Origin of the sequence: Marinobacter sp. (genome assembly GCF_034669625.1) — a bacterium.
Lineage (GTDB): Bacteria > Pseudomonadota > Gammaproteobacteria > Pseudomonadales > Oleiphilaceae > Marinobacter.
The window spans coordinates 36,604-56,340 of sequence record NZ_JAXMOY010000014.1 but is presented as its reverse complement, the minus strand read 5'-3'; the positions used below and the strand labels follow the sequence as shown (position 1 = coordinate 56,340).

The following is a 19,737-nucleotide window of genomic DNA, read 5'->3' as shown; positions in this document are numbered from 1 at the left end:
TGCCCTTGCCGGCCCGTTATCCCATCGGGTCGGCGATCGGTAGTTTAAGGGTGAATGTGGTACCTTCACCCAGCATTGAGTCCACGTTAATCTTCCCTTTATGTTTTTCCACGACGGTTTTTACGAACGCTAAGCCCAACCCTGTGCCGCGATTTCCTGCAAGTTCGTTGTGGCGCTGCCGATGGTAGCGGTCGAACAAATACGGCAGTTCTTGTTCATCAATTCCGGAGCCTTCATCGGCAATCGCAAGTCCGGCGAGGTGTCCGGCCTGGTACACCTGGATGTTAATGGTGGTGTGCGGTGGGCTGTATTGGATGGCGTTGGTGAGCAGATTGATGACGGCACGCTCCAGCAACTCCGCATTTCCCTTCAGCCAAAGGTCTTCGGTGTCGTTCAGTTCCAGTCGTATGTGTTTTTCATAGGCCTGCTCACACACGCTGTCTCGAGCATTTTCGACAATAGCCAGGAGTTCGCATTCATAGAACCGGGTTTCGGACAGCTGTTCTGCTCGAGCAAGGTTCACAAATTCTTCCGCCAGCGAATAGCTGCGCCGTGCCAGTTTGCCCAACTGTTCGATTTGTCGCACGTTGATATTGGAAGGGTCCCGTTTAAGTTGTTCAATCAAGGCCAATTGCGACACAAGCGGTGAGCGCACATCGTGGGAGATAAAGTCGACGACTTGTCTGTGCTGGCGTTGCTGTTCTCGCAGCTCAGATATGTCTGAGAGGTTGGCAATAATGCCCGATTGCCCGCCGCCGGGCAGGGTGACTGGGGCAAGGTGAATGAGGAAGTCCCTACCGTGTACTTTCAGATTCACGGTGCGACTTTCGTTCAGAGTCAGTGTCTCTGACACGATTTCATTCCAAGGCGGATTGTTTCGCGGGTCATGGCCCTGCAGTAGCTTGGTCAGAGGTGTACCGCTGAGGCTAGGCATTGGCTCGCGAAACCAATCTTCAATGTGGCGGTTGGCAAACCGCACAACGGCCAGTTCATCGGTTACGATGATGCCGTCAGGCATGTGCTCGAAGCTGTGTTGAATGAACGATTGCATCTGGTTTAACCGCTTGCTTGCCAGCTGCACTTTCTCCAGACGGGGTGAGAACGCCTGAGGTGAGTAGTGGCTAAGACCGTTGGGCGAGCTGGGCTCTAATACAAGGTGGCGCAGATATTGTTGTGTGACCTCCCGGCTCAGGTCATTGTTCAGGGTTAGCCCCAGCACGTAGGTCGAGTTACCCCGTTCGAGCTTTATCCAACTTTGATTCAGTTGATGAACCCATTGTCCGACTTCGGGTAGATGCGGTGATTGTGCCACCGTCATTCCGTGAATTTGTAAGAGTTCTCCATTTTCGGAGAGCAGCCAGCCTTCCGGTTCCAGCAAAGCTTGAAAGTGTTCCAGTAATTGAGCGGGTTGTCGCTTTGCCGGTTGCGGCAGAGACAGGCTCGGAGTGCTGGCCATATCGTCCAGCTGCCGGTTAAGAAAGCGGTTGGTCACGGCCAGTCGGAAACCGATAGCAACCGGTATCGCAAACAAGGACAGCATCAAAGTATTGATAACGGGTAGCTGAATGCGCAGTGAAAAAAGCAGTAATAGATAGCCGGCAACGACCACCGTAGACATGGCAATACAGGTGAGAAGGGTGCAGGTGGGTGTCAGTCGCGGTAGCAGCACGGCCAGAATGATCAGCACCAGAATGCTCAGAGTAAGGCTGGCCCATTCGGGCGCCTCGGAAATAAGCAGACCTTGTTGATGGGCTGAATAGACGTTGGCATGAAACTCTACGCCGGGCATGGGAAGCCCAAGGCCGGAGAAGGGCGTTGGGAGCATGTCTCGGAAGCCGGCGGCTGTTACCCCGACGAAGACTGTTTTTCCCGCAAATAAGTCGTCCGAGTATGTACCGTCTAGGACCGTTGCATAAGAGGTGCTGGGTATCGTTCCGGCAGCCCCCGCGAGAGGCACTTTGCGGTAGTCGGTGCGAACGTTCAGGTAAGCCGGTAAGTCGGGTGCTGCCAGTGGTAGGTGATGGCTCTGTTGCGCCAACGGCAGGGTCGGCCACAAGCGGTTTGCCATGCCGTTTCGCAAATAGATGCCTCGGGCAACGCCGTCGTTGTCCAGTTCAACGTGAACATGGCCAAGCGCGCTGGCGGCATCGGCTAATTCAGGGCTTGGTAACTGCTCCTGAATGAGCTGGTGCGGAGGTCTGGCCGCTAAGAAAGCGGGGAGGACGACCTCGCCATGCCGGTTCATAGCCGCTGCTAGTATGGTGTCGTCAGTGTGTGGTTCAGGAAACAGTAGGTTAAAAACGACGGTTTGTGCACCGTCTTCATACAGCTGGTTAATCAACTGAGCATGGAGACCTCTAGGCCAAGGCCAGCGGCCAAGTTGGCTGAGACTGTATTCGTCGATGGCGACCACCGCTACCTGGTCGCTGACCGGAGCTGGCGAAGTGGTGATGGCTTTGTCGTAAAGCCAATGTTCGATTCGCTCGGGCAGCCCGCTGGCTTTGAAAAGAAATAAGCTGACGAAGAGTAGAAGGCCTAAAGCCCACGGCGCGTTTTTTAGGGTAAGCCAGTCCTTGGTCATGGGCCTTGTGCTATTGGTTGTTCAGTAGAAGTTTAATCGAGATACAGTTCGCGTCCCGGGCCCCAGCGGCTGGCTATCGGACCTTCTGCAAGTGCTTTTACGCGCACAAAATAACGTCTACCGGGAATCAGGCGCAAGGATGCTGTGGTGTCGGGCACATCGGCTTCTTTGATGATGTTCTGAAATCCCGGCTCTTCAGAGAGCTGCAAGCGATACTTTTTCGCCGTATCGGCCCGTTCCCAGAACACTCGAACCTGACTGTCCAGATAATTGATGTTGATGATTCGAACGGGTGGGATGGTCCCATTGATCGTCAATTTTCGAGCGTCGGAGGCCGCGAATGACGTGCCACCAGCTTCGGTTGTGACGCGCCAGAAATAGGTGCCGGGGTTCAAGGCTCGTGAGGGCAGAGCAAGACTTTCCGGCGCCCATTCACTGGTGCTGACCAAGTTTTCGAAGGTTTCGTCTTGCGAAATCTCGATGCGCGCTAATTCGTTTGAGCCATTCAGCTGCCAGCGAAATTCTGGCATGTCATCGTCGATACTGGTGTCGTTTTCCGGGCTGATGAGGGTGGGCGTCTTGGCCAGAAGCTCAACTTTGATCGGGATAACCGAAGGCAGCCCCGCAATGCCTCGTTGATCAAGAGCCGCAACATGGAGTTCATATTGACCGTTGTCGAGTTGATCAATGGGGAACTGGTTGTCGGTCACACTTCGGCTTTGTACCCAGCCTCCGGATGACGTTTCAAAGATATCAATTCTATGGGCGGGTGCTGACGTTGGTTGCCAGGACAGCTCAGCCGGTAGACGACTTACCACGGGTTCCACGGGGTTAACCGTTGGCGCAGGTGGCAGTTGCCTGATGTTAAGGCGTTCAGTGCTTGTTGTGGTCACACTCGCGCCATAGCCCGCCGGAATTCGTTGAGCCTTGCCGGGGCGACCAAAATCCACCACACCTTTTTGTACCTGTATGCTGCTGCCTCCTACACCAGCCTGTATGGTGAATGCGGTGCCACGCACGGCCGCTACTGCGGATGGCGTGGTGATCTCGAATAGAGCCCCGTTTTCCTGAAGGGGTTTTACGCGGGAGTGCACCTCACCTTTTTGCAACCGCAGGCGAGTGTCGACCATGCCGGTTTTGCCGTACTGGGTCAGCCGGTTGAACATGAGCCGAGAGTTGGGTGATACGCGTATTTCGGAGCCATCGGCCAGCGTTAACGTGGCGGAACCAGCCCCCAGCAGAAGCTCGTCTCCTACCCGAATCACAGACTGTTCGGTCAGTGGTGTTTTGCGACCATCAAATCCGGAGATGTGCTGAACGTTACCGCTGACCGACGAGACTCGGGCGGGCTCAGGTTGGCGTTTTAACCAGGCAACCGGGATGCGCAGTGTTTCTCCCGCTTTGAGGGAGGCGTTGCTGGGTAAGCCATTGTGAGCAAGAAGCCGGTGGCCATCGGCAGTATTTTGCAGCAGGGTGGCTGAAATGTTGGTCAGCGAGTCGTTTTGCTGGAGTGTATAAATCCACTCCGGCGTTGCTTTGGCCGGGTAAGAGGATGTCGGCGCAGAGCCTTGAGCGACAGAGAGTTCCGCGAAGGCGAGGCCTGGTATTAGCGGGATCACTAGCGCGAACAGTTGCGCCGCGATCTTACGCAAAGTGGCGTGAATCGGTTCAGGCATAGGTCGTTTGATCACTCACAGATGCGTTTGCCTCGTTCGCCTGTACAGTTTCCAGACGATATCCGCGCTGATAGATGGTTCTGATCCGGAACCCATTTTCCGGATTGAGCCCCAATCTGCGACGAAGTCGGCTCACGTGAGTGTCAACGGTGCGAGTGTTGATGTCTCTCGCGACACCCCATACTCGTTCGAGCAGCACGTCTCGAGTGAGCAGGCGGCCCTGATTCCGGAACAGGAACAGAGTTAGGTCGAAGTCTTTATCCGTGAGTGTCAGGGGTTCGCCGTGCAACTTTATGCTCCGGTGATTCATATTGACTTCGAAGGGGCCAAAAATCAGCTGCTCTTTGTCGCTTTCCGGGCTGCTTCGGCGTGCAAGTGCATTGAGCCGAGCAACCAGTTCTGCGGCACGGGCTGGCTTTGCCAGAAAATCATCTGCACCTGCATCCAGCGCGCATACGATATCGCTCTCGCTATCGTGCTGGGTCAAGAAAATCGCGGGAATGGCCCAGTCCAGATGGGTGCGAACACTTTTCAGCACATCGATGCCCGTCATGTCAGGTATCTGCCAATCCAGAATGATCAGGTCGTAACTGCGGTGCAGAACGGCACTGAGAAAGGATTGCCCAGTGGCAAAGCTGTCACATTCGTATCCTTTATCGGACAGGATTGCTTGAATGTTTTGCGCTTGTTCAAATTCGTCTTCAAGCAGAGCAATGCGCATTGAGCTTGGCCTCTATGGTGATACTTGGTGCGGGGTCACGTTGTGCAGAATGAAGAAGATGATGCGCTCTGCAGCAATGTCGATTATCCCAGGAAGTGTAAGGTGTTTCAGTGTCGATATGTACTATTCCGTAACACTAATGCGGGTTTCCCGTTGTCGTCATTAACTGTTTGTCGGCAAGTTGGAAAATTACTGCAGCCCCAGAACCAACCTTTTTTGCTTTGACGACGAACCAAGGGTGAAAAGCAGTGCGGGCAAGGTACCGGTTTTTGACTGGTACCATCCTGTGGTTGGCAGTCTTCCAAAGGGCGTGTGCCAGTGCACTTAGGGTAGCGGGTACAGGCATAGAAGGGCCCGAACTTGCCTTCTCTTTGCACCATTGGCGTCCGGCACTTTGGGCAGTGGATGTTGGCATCGGTCTGCTTGGAAGTTTGGGGCGCTTCCAGTCGGGCTATGAAACCCCGTATTTCGTTTTTCAGGGTTTCAAGGAAGGCTTTGGGGTCGTCTTCGCCCCGGCGAATACCTTCCAGCGTGGCTTCCCATACCGCGGTGCGGTCGGGGGTTCGCGCCGAGTCTGGTAATGCGGCTATCAGCGCCTTGCCTTTGTCTGTGGCACGGATAAAACGTTTTTCCCGCACCAGGTAATCGCGCTTGAATAATGTATCAATGATCGCGGCTCGGGTTGCTTCTGTACCGAGGCCATCGGTTTCTCTCAGTGTTTTACGGAGTTCTGCGTCCGCCACAAAACGGGCAATGTTGGTCATTGCGGAGAGCAACGTGGCGTCTGTGAAGTGCTGAGGGGGCTGAGTTGTCCGCTCTTTCACTTCGGACTGACGGCAGATGGTCGGTTCGTCACGCTCTAGGCGGGGCAGCGGGGGCTTCTGGGGTTCGTTGTTCTTATCTTTAAGCTTCAGCTCTAGCGCTTTCCAGCCGGAGCTGAGGAGTGCGGTTTCCGTGGCGCGGAATTTGTGATCTTGCACCTGAACGGTGAGCTTGCCTTCCCGATGTATCGCGTCTTGACAGAACTGCATCAAATAGTAGCGGCTGATCAAGCCATAGATTTTTTGCTCTGCCGCCGTCAGCTTGCCGTTTCCCGATGGCCGCACCGTGGGAATGATCGCGTGGTGAGCATCGACTTTTTTGTCGTTCCAAGCGGCGGATCGGCGGCTGCTGTCGAGGTGTTCCGTATGGGGTGCCAGATCAGGCGCCGCTCGGCCGATGGCCCGGATCACTTGCTCGCGTTGATTGAAATGCTCTTCCGGTAAGTAACGGGAGTCTGAACGCGGGTAGGTGATGAGCTGGTGGCGTTCGTAGAGATTCTGGGCGGTATCCAACACGTCTTTTGCGCCCATCCCGAACAGCCGGCCGGCTTCAATTTGCAGTGCCGAGAGTGACAGCGGGAGCGGGGGTGGCTCTGGCCGGTCCCGGAAACGGGATTCAATGATTCGCCCGGGCCGACCATGCACGGCGCTAGCGATCTCATTCGCGATGTCGCGACTGAGCAGGCGGCCTTCTTCATCCAGGTGCTCCTGGAGTTGATCGTCGGGTAGCCAGCGCGCGGTAAACGGGCGTTGGTCTGATTCCTCCTCCGAGGCTTGAAACACTCCTTCAATGCGAAACCAGGGTTTTGGCTCGAAGTGCTCAATGGTATTGTCCCGCTCTACCACCAGGCCCAGAACCGGTGTCTGCACGCGACCAACGGAATACACACCTTGCTCACCTTGTTGCTCATACGTGAGCGTATAAAACCGGGTGAGGTTGATGCCGTAAAGCCAGTCCGCTCTTTGTCGGGCGAGGGCGGAGTGGGACAGTCTTCGGAACTCACTGTTTTCTTTTGGGCTGGCGATGGCCCGGGCAACGGCGTTGGGGGTGAGGTCGTTAATCAATACGCGTTTGATCGGCGCTTTCGAGCCGACAAATCGAATGACTTCGTCCACCAGCAGCTGACCTTCTCGGTCAGGGTCGCCGGCATGGGTGATCAGTGCGGCCTTTCGAATGAGTGATTCGAGAACCTTGAACTGCTGTTTGACACTGTCCTTCGGAGTCAACTGCCATTGATCGGGAAACAGCGGCAAATCTTCAAGACGCCAGCGCTTCCAGGCCGGGTTGTAGCTGGCAGGTTCCGCAGGTTCCAGTAGATGGCCAATACACCAGCTGACCGTGACCGCATTATGACCATCCCCACAGCGAATCCAGCCCTGACCTTTTTGGTAGGGGCCGGGCAGGGCGGCGGCAATGGCGCGTGCCAAACTTGGTTTTTCAGCTATATACAGGTGCATGGTACTTGGGTTCTATAAATGGCACCGGAATGTGGCGCTTTCGTGCGTTGGTGTCAAGGTTCTGGGCTACTGCGCTTTGTGTAGTAGACTGGGGCTATATAGATTGGAGGGTAAGTGACCATGCAAGTTCAGAATACCATTGAAACCAAACTAGCCAGCGCATTTGAAGCAGGGCAATTACAGGTCGAAAACGAGAGCCATATGCACTCGGTACCCCCGAATTCCGAAACCCACTTTAAGGTGACTTTGGTTTCAGAAGCCTTCAGCGGCGTGATGAAAGTGAAGCGACACCAGATGATTTATAAGGTGCTGGCCGAAGAGCTGGCCGGGCCTGTGCACGCCCTGGCTTTACACTTGTATACGCCGGAGGAGTGGGCGAAAACCGGACAGACAGCACCCGATTCGCCGAATTGTATGGGTGGTTCCAAGGGGGACGCCTCAATGGCCGCCAAGTTAAAACAGGGAGTTAATTCATGAGCCAGTTTTTTCAAATTCATCCTGAGAACCCACAAAAGCGTTTGATCAAGCAGGCAGTGGATATCATTCGCAGCGGTGGCGTGATTGTGTACCCGACGGATTCCGGCTATGCGCTGGGGTGTCATTTGGGTGACAAGCAAGCCGCCGACAGAATCAAACGTATTCGCAGGCTGGACGACAAGCACAACTTTACCTTGGTGTGTCGTGACCTCTCTGACATCGGCGTGTACGCCAAAGTCGATAACACCCAATACCGGCTACTGAAAACGTTCACTCCAGGGGCTTATACCTTCATTTTGGATGCCACCAGTGAAGTGCCCCGCCGTTTGTTGCATCCCAAGCGTCGTACTATCGGCGTTCGGGTGCCGGACAACGCTATTGTTAGAGATCTGTTGGGTGAATTGGGCGAGCCTATTATGAGCAGTACGCTGATCTTGCCAGATGAAACCGAGCCCATGACGGATCCCGAGGATATCCGTGATGCATTGGAAAAAGAGCTGGATTTGATCATCGATGGCGGCTTCTGCGGCATGGAAGCCACGACAGTCGTTAACTTTACCGGGGATGTCCCGGAGGTGACCCGGGTAGGTAAAGGCGATCCGACGCCTTTCGAAGGGTAGCTCTATTTAGCTTATTAGAATGCCCGGTCTGGAATCAGGCCCGGGCGTTCAAGTTGAAGGCATAGCGTTGTGAGTCGCCCACGGCCAGTGGTTCATTCGCACTGGTATTGCGGCGAAGGCTGTCATAGCGGTGGAGCACATCCTGAAAACCGTTAAATTGCTGATTTTCACTCACCAATGAGCTTAACAATGAATTGCGAACTCCATAAGCCTGATTGAGCTTCAGAGCATTATCCATAAAGTCGAGTGTCGGCTCGCTAATGCTTAGGCGACTGAATGCATCTGTAAAGTCGCGATTGTTGTTCAGGTCCTGCTCTATTTCCCCCCGAATTTCATCAGATATCTTACCTTCAACAACGGTCTTGCCTTCCTCGCCTTTGCTGACATTCAGCGCCGTAGCAGGGTGCAAATTGTACTCGGCAAGTTTGTGCCGCAGCGTGTCTCTAATATACGAGAGGTCCTGCGCCACCGTTTGCTTATACTGATTCAGTGGGAGTTTTTGTACCTTCACGTCTGCTGGGTCTTGTAGTGCCTGTTCCGATGGAGTGAAACGATCCCCGCCGGGGCTGCCAGCCGCTTCCAGTTTTTTGGGTTCGGTTGCAGCCCCTGCATTTGAGCTGTCTGCCGGAGCCTGACGGGTGTCCAGGGCTTGCTGAAAGCGAGTGCTTGCCTGAATTAATGATGTCAGCAACGACATGGTGTATTTCCTCCTGGGTGGCACTAATCTGCCGGAATTCTGTTACTAAAACGATCTACTAAAGAGGTTGAGCAGTTTTCGTGCCAGTTTGATGGCGACGATGCTCTGCGGAATGTAAAACTTTGCAAGGAGGCTACTGAATTATCGGTATGAATGATCTAGGTCACTAAAAAGCCGAACTATATCTATAAAGTTATTGATCGTTCTGCCGTCATTTCTCTTAGCTCGTTTATTGAGCATCCGCCGCCGGAGTATCATGAAAAAACACTATTCCATCCGTTTTCTTTTACTGGCAGCACTGGCAACAGCGTTTTCCGTGATACTGGTTTTTACTGTGGTTTTCAGCGCTCAATCCCAGAGGGCGCATTTGGAAGAATACAGTCAAAAATACGTTGATGGTTTGGCAAAATCTTATTTCGATGGCCTCAATACCATGATGCTCACGGGTACCATTAGTAATCGGGACATGTTGAGGGATAAGGCGCTGGCCTCCGAGGAAGTGCTGGATGTTCGGGTTATTCGAAGTGATCAGTTGAATGCGATGTTCGGTGCTGGCAGTGCCGCGGAACGCAGACGCGAAACACTGGATAAGAAAGCCTTGTCGGGTGAGCGTGTGGAACAGTACTCCAGCAACGAGGAGGGCCGGGTGTATACGCTAATTGAACCTGTCGTCGCTCGGGCAGATTACCAAGGCGTGAACTGTCATAGTTGCCACCAAAGTCAGGAAGGGGACGTCCTGGGCGCTATTCGGGTTGATTACTCTCTCGCCAAAAGTGATGCCAAGCTTCAGAAACAGCTCATCTTCGGCGGCGGTGTTCAGATTGTTATTCTGGTGGCGATCTTCATTCTGACTGCTGTGGTTTTGGGGCGGTTGGTGTTTTCCCGTTTACGCCGTTTGCACGACAGCATGGATGAGATTTCCCGCAACTCCGATTTGTCTATCGAGCTGGACGTATCTCGGAATGACGAAATCGGCTCCGTCTCACGTGCCTTTAATCGCATGATGTCCCAGATTCGCGAAAGCATGCACACGGTAATGGCAAACGCTGCCCAAGTGGAAGCAGCGGCACGCTCCATTTCCGCTAAAGCAGAAACGACCGAACATGAAGTGCTTGCTCAGAAAGACAACACGGATCAAGTGGCCAGTGCGACCACTGAGATGGCAGCTTCTGCCGTTCAGGTCCGCGAGAACGCAGTCGATACGGCTCGGAAGTCTGCCGATACTACCCGCGCTGCGGAGGCTGGTGAGCAATTGGCTCATGACGCCGTTCAGGGAATTGAGTTACTGAATGCGGAAGTGCAGAACGGCGCAGGCCGTATCGAGCGGCTTGATCAGCGCACCACGGAAATGGCTTCCCGTCTGGAATTAATCTCTGAAATTGCAGATCAGACCAATCTTCTGGCTCTGAACGCGGCGATTGAGGCCGCTCGAGCGGGTGAGCAGGGACGAGGTTTTTCGGTGGTTGCTGACGAGGTTCGGGCGCTGGCTTCCCGCACCCAGGATTCGACAGAGTATATCCGCAAAGCCATTGATGGGTTGAAGCAGGAAGTGGTGGACTGCGTGGGTACGATGCGCCATGCATCTGAAATGGCGCAGAATCAGGTGGACGCCATTCTTACGGTGGAAAGCGAGCTGCAGGCCATTGCGGCTGCCGTGCGGGAAATGACCGGCTTGAACGAACAGATGGAAAATGCCTCTTACGAGCAAAGCTCTGTATCTGAGTCGATCAATCAGAACGTGATCGAGATCAGTCGCTCAGCTGAACAAACTTCCAGCGACGCACAAGAAACCGCCCGCATTGCAGGCGATCTTCTGGAAATGGCTGAAACCTTGCGTAAAACCGTAGAACAATTCCGTTTGTCTCAATAAGGATCTGGTCGGGGTATTAACCCCGGTGATCGGAAACAAACGGGTTGGTCGCCTTCTCGTGCCCGAAGGTGGACATGGGCCCGTGCCCTGAAATGAACGTGACACTGTCGCCGAGCGGGAACAGCTTTTCGCGGATAGACCGGATCAGTGTACCGTGATCGCCTTTCGGGAAGTCGGTGCGGCCGATGGAACCGTTAAACAAGACATCGCCCACTAACGCCAGGTCAGAATCCCGGTGGTAAAACACCACGTGGCCAGGCGTATGGCCGGGGCAGTGCAGGACTTCCAAGGACTGGTTACCTACGGTTGCCGTGTCACCATCTTCCAGCCAGCGGTCGGGAGTGAATACCTCTGGCGTTGCAAACCCGAACATCTGGGCTTGCATGGGTAGCCCCTGAATCCAGAAGTTGTCTTCTTTCTGTGGCCCAACAATGGGAATGTCTGCGGTTCTGGCCAACTCGGCTGTGCCGCCGGCATGATCAATGTGAGCGTGGGTCAGTAAAATTTTCTCAACCGTGACGCCTTCGGCTTCAATGGCTGCCTGAATACGGTCAAGATCCCCACCGGGGTCAACCACGGCCGCTTTCATGGTGTCTTCACACCAGATCAGTGTGCAGTTTTGTTCGAACGGCGTTACCGGCACAATTCGGTACTTTAAGGACATAATCAGCCTCAACTTGTATTTTGGCGTTATGGTAATGGTATTTGGCCGCCGGCTCGAGTTTTCAAGCTGGGAAAGTGATTGAGAAACGTTTTTAAATCAGGTGAACGCTTGAAGAGTTATCTGGAAAAAATACGCAAAGGTCAGCCGGTTAATTATCCCGCGTTTCTCAAGAAACTGCCGGAACATGCCCAACGGCTGCATAGGGATATTTTTACTACTCAGAAAGTCTCGGTAAACCGCTGGTTAGTGACGGTGAACGATGCGGCTGCCTTTGAGAATTTAAGCGAGATGGCTACTGTTCCTGCTAGTCGTGTAGAAGCAGCCAAACAAGGAGACTCCCACCGTCATGCAACCGGCGTGAGTTTTGTGTTGGCATATCATCAGAAACAGCCCGGTCCAAGGCCCGATGCGGTGGTGATTGTTGGCGATGATGTGGACATCGGTTTCGAGCGGGCGACTAATGTGCTGGTGATTGAGAATGAGCAAAATTTTTACAGCTACCAGCAAATGCTCAGCTTTGTTTGCGACGTAATGGGAGCATCATTAGAGCTGGAAGGCTGTGATGTTGTGCTGGGTGGTGGCAATCGGATTACCCAAGCTGCAACTTTGAAGTGGTTGGCAGGATATCAAAAGGTGTTCTGCGCCTTTGATTACGACATAGGCGGATTGCAGATGTTCGCCACGATGGCTCGTTTACTGGACGCCGTGGTTGAGTCGTTTCCGAATGCCCCCCAAAACCACGGAACGGTTTACAAAAGCGGTCTCGCTGGCGGAAGATCTAGGGTTTGTTGGTTTGGCTCGGGCGTTCCGTAGCACGGGTAAATTTATGGAGCAGGAGATGATTCTGGATGACTGATTCACAGGCGAGCCCAAGCGCGTTCACCTTTGGCATTCGCCGTTTGGTGTTGGTGGATTCAGCCGGCTTCTGTTACGTGGAGATTCCGGTTACTCATCACGGGTTGATACTGGGGCCCGGGAACTTGGGTAAATCCAGTTTGTTGAACTCTCTGCGTTTGTTCCTGCTGCCAGAAAACAACTTCAAAAACAGCCGAAAGAAATTCGCTTTCCGTAACGCCAGCGCAGGGAGTTTCTACAGTAACGAAGAAAGCTATCAGCATTACTTTCCTGGCAAATACAGTTTCCTGATTATGGAAGCCGAAAACCCCGCCGGCACCCACTGCCAAATTCTTTACCGGGATAACAGTAGTCAGCTGAGTTATGGCCGTGCCTTTGTGCCCGTGCCTTACGAGCAACTTCGACCGTTATTCTGGAATGGCGACGACTCGGATGGTATTGGTCAGGCGGTTCCGGAGTTATCCTTCAGTCGGCTGTCTGAATCGTTAAAGAAACGCTCCAAAGATACCCGCTTTGTAAATGATCCGGCCCGGCTGAAATCTCTGTTGTACAGCAGCGAATTGATGAATGCAGACGCCGTGCGCTATTCGGTTTTGCCCTTGGGGGAATCGGATGAACGCAAAGTGCAGTCGCTTCGCACCTTGATTCTGCTGTTATTTGAAATGAAAGCGGATGATCGGGCCATGGCCAACGCGGTGGCTAGCATTGTGGAAGCCGACAAGAAATTCTCAGACGATGCTTTTGATTTCGATATCGATGAATTCCTGAATCATCACGAGCATTTGAAACAGCAACAAAATCAGCTCAACCGTATTGAGAAAGAGCGGTCTCGTTTTGAAAAGCTGAATGGTGAGTACCAGCGGTATCAGACTCTGCTGCGAAGTCAGCACGACTTTGCCGCTTTCCGAGATGGTCTGAACACGGCATTGGAACAGGTGGGGGCTCAGCGGCGAACCTCGGTTGAAGCCTATAACGAGCAGAATGAAATCCTGAAGCACGTCGTGCAAACCCTGAAAAAGCTGGAACAGGAAACCAATAGTCTCAAAGGGGAAGCGCGTGCGGCCGAGCGCAACCTGAACCGCGCCGAGCAGGACAAGAAAAATGGCGAGTTGCTGGTGGCTCAATACGGCACCATGACGCTGCAGGAAATCGATGAGGTACTTAAAGAAGATCGCGAAAACAAACAGAGCCACCTGAATGCTCTGAAAAGTGCTGCCCAAGCGGAAATTCGCGTTGCCCAGATTGACGCCCAGAAACGTGATCTGGAAAGCAAAATGGCCATGCTGGCGGAACGAGAAAGCAAACAGCAGTGGCAACTGCAAAACCAGCTCGATGAGTCGGTGGCTGCACCTCTGCGTGCCGTGGACCCGAAACTGATGATGGCCAGCCCCGGGCAAACGCTGGATGCCGCCAGCAAATCCACGATTGAAGCCTTTGCCAACTTGTTTGCGCCAAACGGCAAAGGATATGACTGGTTTGATACGGAATACCCCGGGCAGCCGGCCCGGCATGAAGACTATGCGGAGCAGCGCCGACGGTTGGAAGGCGAGCGTAACGGACTGGAGAAAGAACGCTCGGAATTGGCCGACACCACCGATAACGAGCAAGACCGGCCCAGGTTGATTGAACGCACGGAAAAAGAAATTCGCGCCATCGATAAAGATCTGGACACTCTGGCCCGTTACCCTGCCGCGGAAACCACTCTGCGAGATGCGACCGAGGAGCGCAAAGCTGCAGAAGAAGCGTTGGCCAAGCTGGGCGAACAAGCCCGGCTGGAGCAGGAAAAGATGGAAGCAGTTCAGCAAAAGGTTGCCAAGGCCCGGGCTGACAAAGAGCGCATCGAAGAGCGGGAGCGGGAGCTGGCGCAATTGAGCCGGAGTGTCGGCACGGCAGAACATCGATTCCAGCACCTGAAAACGGTGCAGGCTGAACAGGCATTGGCGGTGGAAAAGGTTTCCGTGGCTGCCTTTGATGACCTGCAAAACCGGCTGGATGAGCTGGACACCCTGCGCCGGAATATTCTCGATCACTTGCGCCAGTTTGTGTATGTGGGCGTTTACGAAGACACGGCCGGTGAGCTGCAAAAAGACAGCCCGTCCTCGGCGGTTATCCGTGACACATTCAAAGGCCTCTCAGATCTGTTTGCTGCGTTGACTGAGCGTTGGCGAGTGCTGAACGAACAGATCTCGGTCCACAACGAAACTGTGGCCAGCTACGTGCAGGCGCTGACCTCCAATCACGAATTTATCAGCCGCTTTGAAGCTCAGCTCAACCGAGAGCTGGAAGGGGTGCAGATCAACGATCTGGTGGAAATTCGGGTGGATATTCACACTGACCCGAAATTCCGCAATCTGGTGGAAGAAGCCAACAACATCGATCCCTATGGCAATCAGCTTCAGTCCGAAGCTTTCTATGATCGTCTACGGGTGTTTGTGGCGGACTTCTTTGGAGAGCACGGTAGCAAACGCCTGACCATGGATAAGGTGATCACCGGGATCTCCTATCGAACTCGTAAAGAAAATGCTACCAGCCTGGATAAAAAAGGCCAGTCGACTTCTACGACTGCGCTGATTAATTTGGAGCTGGTGTACCGTTTGCTCAAGCGGGTGCTGTACCCGGGTGTGAAACTGTCGTTCCCGCTGGTTCTGGACGAACTGGCCAGTGTGGACGTCAGTCAGATGCCTGGGCTGCTTGATCGGTTAAGCCGGCAGGGTTTTAACCTGTTTTCCGCGGCCACCCACAGTGCCAGTGCTGAAGTGATTTATCTGATTGGACGGCACCTAGAAGTTGGCCAGATGCGTACATCGCGGCCCTACAGCCCGCAACGGACTTTGGTGTTCTGGGGCGGTGCCGAAGGCTTCACCGGTGGCGAGCCGGTGAGTCATTGGGCGGACCATACTCAGAACAGTTTGTTGGAGCTGGCGGATGAGTAAACGTTTCAGCACGCTGGATACTACGCGGCTGTTGTTCGATCACCCGAAAATTCTGTTTCGATTGATCGAACGAATGGATCGGCACGAAGCCCGTTACGTGCGTGAAAGTGATCTGTTAGCTGAGCTGATGGACTACACCCGCAGTCTTTCTGGCGCCGATGGTGACCGTGTGCGGTTGGCCATGAACACGGAAAACCTGTTTCGCTCCGGACTGGTAATCGACATCATCAAAGCAGACGGCGAACGGCGACTGGTGTTTCAGAATGCGCTGATCAATCTGATGCGAGCCTGTAATGCTTCGCTGTATCAAGAGTTGACCGATGCCCGCCTGCGAGGACATTTGGTGACCTTACGGGATGTTCGAAACCGGCTGGAAATCAGCAGTTTTAGTGAATCCGACCCGGATTTCACCGAACTTAGGGATGACCTGAACGAGCGTGTCAGCCAGCTGATCGGTCTGCTACGCCAGAATGTGCTGCGCATGCAGACCATCAGCGCCCAGTTTGCGGAGTTGTCCGGTGACGCCAGCCGGGCCCCGGAGAAGTTTCTGGAATTCCGGCAGAACCTGCTGGAGCAGATCGTTACCCTCTACGAACGTCACATCAAGCCCACGCTGGTGTTCCTGAATCCGGATACTCGCCTGCCCGATGGCAGCAATTTGTTTGAAACTCTGGAAGCCATGGTTCGCCTTTTGGAAACCCATAGCGATCACGGTCTGGCGGACCAGCTGTTTCGTTCGTCCCTCAGTCTCAATGCGCTCTACAAACCGATTCAAAGCGTTGCGCACGAGGTGGAGCATTTTCTGCGCAAAACCCGCAAGGGCATGGTGCAGTACAACGCTATGGAGCACTTCTACAGCAAACTGCGGGAACTCAAGGGAGAGACCGAAACCCTGAGCTTGCGCCGGAAGTGGCTGGAAGGCGGCGACTTCGCCCGAAGCACAGGCTTTTTGGTGGGGCTGCGGGCACAGCAGCGCCCGAAGCATTATGCTTTCGGCAATTCGTCCAGCTATTACCAGTTACTGTTCAGCGAACTGGATTTGCGCCTGGCGGACCTGCGCCGCAAGGCGGAAGTGCCCGTGTTGCAGGAAGTGGCCGGGGGTGGCCGTGCGGCCCTCGTGGATGTGCAGCGCATCAATCAGCTCTACCAATGGCTGGAAACTCTGAAGCTTCGGCCAACCAGTGATCTGGTGCGGGAGCTTCATGGCCGTTTGGAAGGGTTTATTCCCGGGTATCGGTTCCCGGATTTGTTGGCTGCTCTCAATCGTATGGTGAACACGCCGCCAGACGGTTATCAGGTAGTGACTACCAATCGTTTTCGCACATTGGAAACCTCGCCGGAAACAGAGAAAACGAGTGAGCCTGCCGCTGAACAGTTCGTGTATCGAAAGCGCCGATTGGAACCACAAGTAGAGAGCAATCATGACTGACTTGAACAGCCCGCAACCGGATCAACCCACCAGCAGCTTCGATGAAGTTTTGCCGGCGCACAGCACCGCTTTGTACCGGGAGTTTCAGGCGGGCCGTGTCATTGTTCGGGAGCTATGGGACAGCAACCGCTCCGAACTGGTGGCCAATCCTTTGTATAATCTGCTCTACAATCACCTGGCCCATTTCCGGACCTTCTATGAACACTTGGGCTGTGAGTTGGTGTTTAACGATGAGGGGGCCTTCTTTTTCCTGAAAGAAAGCAGCGATGATGAAGCCGAAGAGCACGATGAAAATGCTTTCCGGGTGCAGGTCGTTCTGCTGTTGATCGGACGTTATTTCGCGCGTAGCGGTCGTGATCTGGAGTATCTGGGGCGGCCTGATGCCGGTCTCGGAGAGCAGGATCTGGCGGCGATGGGCGCTGATGAGGAATATCTGGAAATCCTCCGAACGGCCCGATTTGAGAAAGGACTCGCGGAAGCGCTGGACTATCTGGGTAAGCGCAATTTGATGTTCCGTAGCGGAGCGAACCGATACTTTTTGAGTTCAGCCGGTATGCACTTCCTGGAAGAGCTGGTCAGGGAATATGAGCAGGCATAGGCTCCTTTGGCCGGCGGCACTGGCTTTGTTGGTAGCCGCCGTCATTGTCACCTTGGCAAAGCCAATGATGGTTGAGGAACGCCTGGTCTCTATTTCTGCCCAGAATCAGTTTGCGCACTATCCCGAATTGCTGGTCCAGCCGTTACCCATTCAGGCACGGATGCTGGATTATCAACAAGATTCCTTGCTCTGGCTAAAGACGCTATCCGCACTTCATGTGTACCCCGAACATACGCCCGTGCTGCTTGAGCTGTTTGGTGATGAACCAGAGTTCAGACAGGCATTGAGAGCCCACGGTGAGAATCTCATTCCACCGGTCATCCATTTCTATCAAAATCCCGTGACCAGCATTGAGGTGCTGAACCGGATAACCGGTGGCCGGGAAGCGTTGAGTCCTGACCAACGAGCCTGGTATGCCGTGAACTTCGTCAATCAGGAAGGTGATGACTTTACCGGTCAATTTAAAGTAGCGCCGAGCGGCGCCATCGAATGGATCTGGACCGAGCGAATTACCGAAGGGATTACTCAATTCTTCACCAGTGGTATTCGCACGCTGGAAACCCGATACCGAACTGATCAAGAAATTCGTGCCAGCGATATAGGCTGGGCGGCAGTAGATGCCGTCATCATCGGTAGCACGGTGAAGTTTCTTAAGGCGGGTAGGGTAGCGGCCAACACGGCACGAGCGGCCACGATATCGACTCGGTCGGCCAGCTACTCAGCTAGATTGGCGCGAGCTGGGCAAGTGGCATCGGCGATGGTCGGCAACGCGAAATGGCCAGCACTAGTCGCACTGGCCTATGTAACAGTGAAGCACCCGGCCATACTCAATGACCTGTTCGCCGGAGCCGCAAAGGTCTTGGGTGTGTCCACTTGGATGGTGCAGTTACTCGGTTGGTTCCTGATATTTCTGCCACTGCTGATTGTACTGCGTTGGTTGCTGGGATTTGCCGGTTGGGTTCTTCCCCCTCGACGTTAAATGCCGTTCTATCGGTTTTCTAATGAACGTTTATTCCAGCGTTACCCGCAATGCGATCGGGTATTCATCGCAGTTATTGCCGGCACCACCGCGATCTACCACCAGAAACCTGCCTTCAGCGTCGAGTACTGATTGAATCGCGTGCCAAGTACCCGCATGGTAATTAATGCCCTGCTGGCCATCCGTTACGAAGGCGCGAACTTGCGTAGGGTCAATAATGTCACCTGCAGGGGCGACCACAATCACAAAGCGCTCGCCTTGCAGTGGCATGAAGGCTTGGCTGCCCAGCGGGTGACGCTCAAGGAAGCTGAGTTCCAGTGGTAGTTGCACGGGTTGGCTCACGAAAATACTGATCAGAGTTCTTGCTCCCTCGCCGAGCGTCTCCACTTTAGCCAGGTCATGATGGCGGCGGGTTATCCCTCCATTAATCATGAAGTAGTCCGTGCTGCGGTGATCAATCACCTCGCCAAAGTCAGCGAAAGCGTCAGTCGTTAAGGGCTCGGCTGCCAGCTGGAGGGTCGGTTCGGTCATTAGCATTCTCCGCTTTGTGGTCGCAGGTTAGTGTTTTTGTTGGGAGGCCAGTGTCTGAAAATAGGGTTTGGGCTCGCCCACGCGAGTTAGAGGTCTCGATCCCGCAACCCACCCCTTAGAGCGGCGGACCGTATGTGGTATGCCATAGCTGCGGCTGCACGTTCGGGAGATTGGGCCTCAATCGCATTGATGATTTCCTGGTGTTCTTCCAGTGGCTTCCGCAATTCGTCTTTGTTGCGCAAAGGTTGGCATTGAGCCCTGTGAATGTCCGAGGCCAGTCGTTGACGGGTGTCGGTGAAAATGGAGTTTTGAAGTATCGAAAAAATGATGTGGTGAAAGTTAAAGTCTTCCTGGGCAGCATCAATGAGCTGGCCTTCATCGAGCGCATAGCGCATTCGGAAGTGGGCGGCCTTCAGTCGCTCCAGATCGTCTTTCGTTCTCAGTCGGCTGGCCATTGCCGCGGCATAGGGCTCGGCGGCTAAACGAAACTGAAACACCTCCTTGCTGCGACGATTGGCGCGGTTGTCGCTGTTGGTGTCGCCAAGCTTTGGGTCCGGAACATACACCCCCCGAGCCTGGCGAATGTCGATCAAGCCTAGAGTCTCCAACATACTCAAAGCTTCTCTCAGAGCCGGGCGGCTGACGCCCAGTTCTGCGGCTAATGCACGCTGCCCGGGGAGAGCTTCCCCAGGTGCGTACTCGCCGTTCAGTATTCTGGTCTGAAGAGTTTTTGCTATAGCGTTGTTGAGCATATTTTTGACTTTAGGCCTCTCGAAGGTACTTTAAAGATGACTGTATTTAGCGTTAGTTTATCAAAGTATCTTTCC

The 19,737-nt window shown here is 54.0% G+C and carries 16 protein-coding genes; 8 read left to right on the top strand and 8 right to left on the bottom strand.

Annotated features, from left to right (window positions below):
* Nucleotides 1–16 precede the first annotated feature (16 nt).
* The 4 genes from VOI14_RS12355 to VOI14_RS12340 all read right to left on the bottom strand — a co-directional run bounded on the left by VOI14_RS12355 (nt 17) and on the right by VOI14_RS12340 (nt 7,257).
* Nucleotides 17–2,581, bottom strand: a complete 2,565-nt coding sequence (locus VOI14_RS12355; RefSeq protein ID WP_323752352.1) for a CHASE2 domain-containing protein — start codon at nt 2,579–2,581, stop codon at nt 17–19.
* 32 nt (nt 2,582–2,613) lie between these two features.
* Nucleotides 2,614–4,257 (bottom strand): FecR family protein, encoded by a 1,644-nt coding sequence (locus tag VOI14_RS12350; RefSeq protein WP_323752351.1) that lies wholly within the window; start codon nt 4,255–4,257, stop codon nt 2,614–2,616.
* Nucleotides 4,250–4,978 carry a response regulator transcription factor gene (locus VOI14_RS12345; protein ID WP_323752350.1) on the bottom strand — a complete coding sequence of 243 codons (729 nt, stop codon included), beginning with the start codon at nt 4,976–4,978 and terminating at the stop codon, nt 4,250–4,252. The genes VOI14_RS12350 and VOI14_RS12345 overlap by 8 nt, the downstream gene beginning before the upstream one ends.
* Nucleotides 4,979–5,085: 107 nt before the next feature.
* Complete coding sequence (locus tag VOI14_RS12340) at nt 5,086–7,257, bottom strand: DNA topoisomerase III (RefSeq protein WP_323752349.1); 2,172 nt, start codon at nt 7,255–7,257, stop codon at nt 5,086–5,088.
* A gap of 120 nt (nt 7,258–7,377) precedes the next feature.
* On the opposite strand from VOI14_RS12340, the gene VOI14_RS12335 reads away from it, so the two are divergent.
* Both VOI14_RS12335 and VOI14_RS12330 read left to right on the top strand, forming a co-directional pair.
* Complete coding sequence (locus VOI14_RS12335; RefSeq protein ID WP_323752348.1) at nt 7,378–7,734, top strand: BolA family protein; 357 nt, start codon at nt 7,378–7,380, stop codon at nt 7,732–7,734.
* Nucleotides 7,731–8,354 (top strand): L-threonylcarbamoyladenylate synthase, encoded by a 624-nt coding sequence (locus VOI14_RS12330; RefSeq protein ID WP_323752347.1) that lies wholly within the window; start codon nt 7,731–7,733, stop codon nt 8,352–8,354. Before VOI14_RS12335 ends, VOI14_RS12330 begins: the two co-directional genes overlap by 4 nt.
* Nucleotides 8,355–8,388: 34 nt before the next feature.
* Here VOI14_RS12330 and VOI14_RS12325 read toward each other — a convergent pair whose 3' ends face one another.
* Complete coding sequence (locus tag VOI14_RS12325; protein WP_323752346.1) at nt 8,389–9,051, bottom strand: hypothetical protein; 663 nt, start codon at nt 9,049–9,051, stop codon at nt 8,389–8,391.
* 256 nt (nt 9,052–9,307) lie between these two features.
* Here VOI14_RS12325 and VOI14_RS12320 point away from each other — a divergent pair, with 256 nt between their 5' ends.
* The gene (locus tag VOI14_RS12320) at nt 9,308–10,921 is read left to right on the top strand and encodes a methyl-accepting chemotaxis protein (RefSeq protein WP_323752345.1); all 1,614 of its coding nucleotides are present in this window, start codon (nt 9,308–9,310) and stop codon (nt 10,919–10,921) included.
* 16 nt (nt 10,922–10,937) lie between these two features.
* Here VOI14_RS12320 and VOI14_RS12315 read toward each other — a convergent pair whose 3' ends face one another.
* Entirely contained in the window at nt 10,938–11,585 is a 648-nt protein-coding gene (locus VOI14_RS12315) for an MBL fold metallo-hydrolase (protein ID WP_323752344.1), read from the bottom strand.
* A 108-nt stretch (nt 11,586–11,693) separates the two neighbouring features.
* Between VOI14_RS12315 and VOI14_RS12310 the strand changes: the two genes are divergently transcribed.
* The 5 genes from VOI14_RS12310 to VOI14_RS12290 are packed head-to-tail and all read left to right on the top strand — an operon-like array spanning nt 11,694 to nt 18,379.
* Nucleotides 11,694–12,398, top strand: coding sequence for a hypothetical protein (locus VOI14_RS12310; RefSeq protein WP_323752343.1), 705 nt, complete (start codon nt 11,694–11,696; stop codon nt 12,396–12,398).
* A gap of 35 nt (nt 12,399–12,433) precedes the next feature.
* Entirely contained in the window at nt 12,434–15,373 is a 2,940-nt protein-coding gene (locus VOI14_RS12305) for a hypothetical protein (RefSeq protein WP_323752342.1), read from the top strand.
* A complete protein-coding gene (locus VOI14_RS12300; RefSeq protein WP_323752341.1) occupies nt 15,366–16,802 on the top strand; it encodes a hypothetical protein in 1,437 nt (478 codons plus the stop codon). The genes VOI14_RS12305 and VOI14_RS12300 overlap by 8 nt, the downstream gene beginning before the upstream one ends.
* Complete coding sequence (locus VOI14_RS12295; protein WP_323752340.1) at nt 16,795–17,400, top strand: condensin complex protein MksE; 606 nt, start codon at nt 16,795–16,797, stop codon at nt 17,398–17,400. The genes VOI14_RS12300 and VOI14_RS12295 overlap by 8 nt, the downstream gene beginning before the upstream one ends.
* Nucleotides 17,387–18,379 (top strand): hypothetical protein, encoded by a 993-nt coding sequence (locus tag VOI14_RS12290; protein ID WP_323752339.1) that lies wholly within the window; start codon nt 17,387–17,389, stop codon nt 18,377–18,379. Before VOI14_RS12295 ends, VOI14_RS12290 begins: the two co-directional genes overlap by 14 nt.
* 30 nt (nt 18,380–18,409) lie before the next feature.
* Here VOI14_RS12290 and VOI14_RS12285 read toward each other — a convergent pair whose 3' ends face one another.
* Nucleotides 18,410–18,910 (bottom strand): ureidoglycolate lyase, encoded by a 501-nt coding sequence (locus VOI14_RS12285; protein WP_323752338.1) that lies wholly within the window; start codon nt 18,908–18,910, stop codon nt 18,410–18,412.
* Nucleotides 18,911–18,996: 86 nt separating this feature from the next.
* Entirely contained in the window at nt 18,997–19,662 is a 666-nt protein-coding gene (locus VOI14_RS12280) for a FadR/GntR family transcriptional regulator (protein WP_323752337.1), read from the bottom strand.
* Nucleotides 19,663–19,737: the final 75 nt, after the last annotated feature.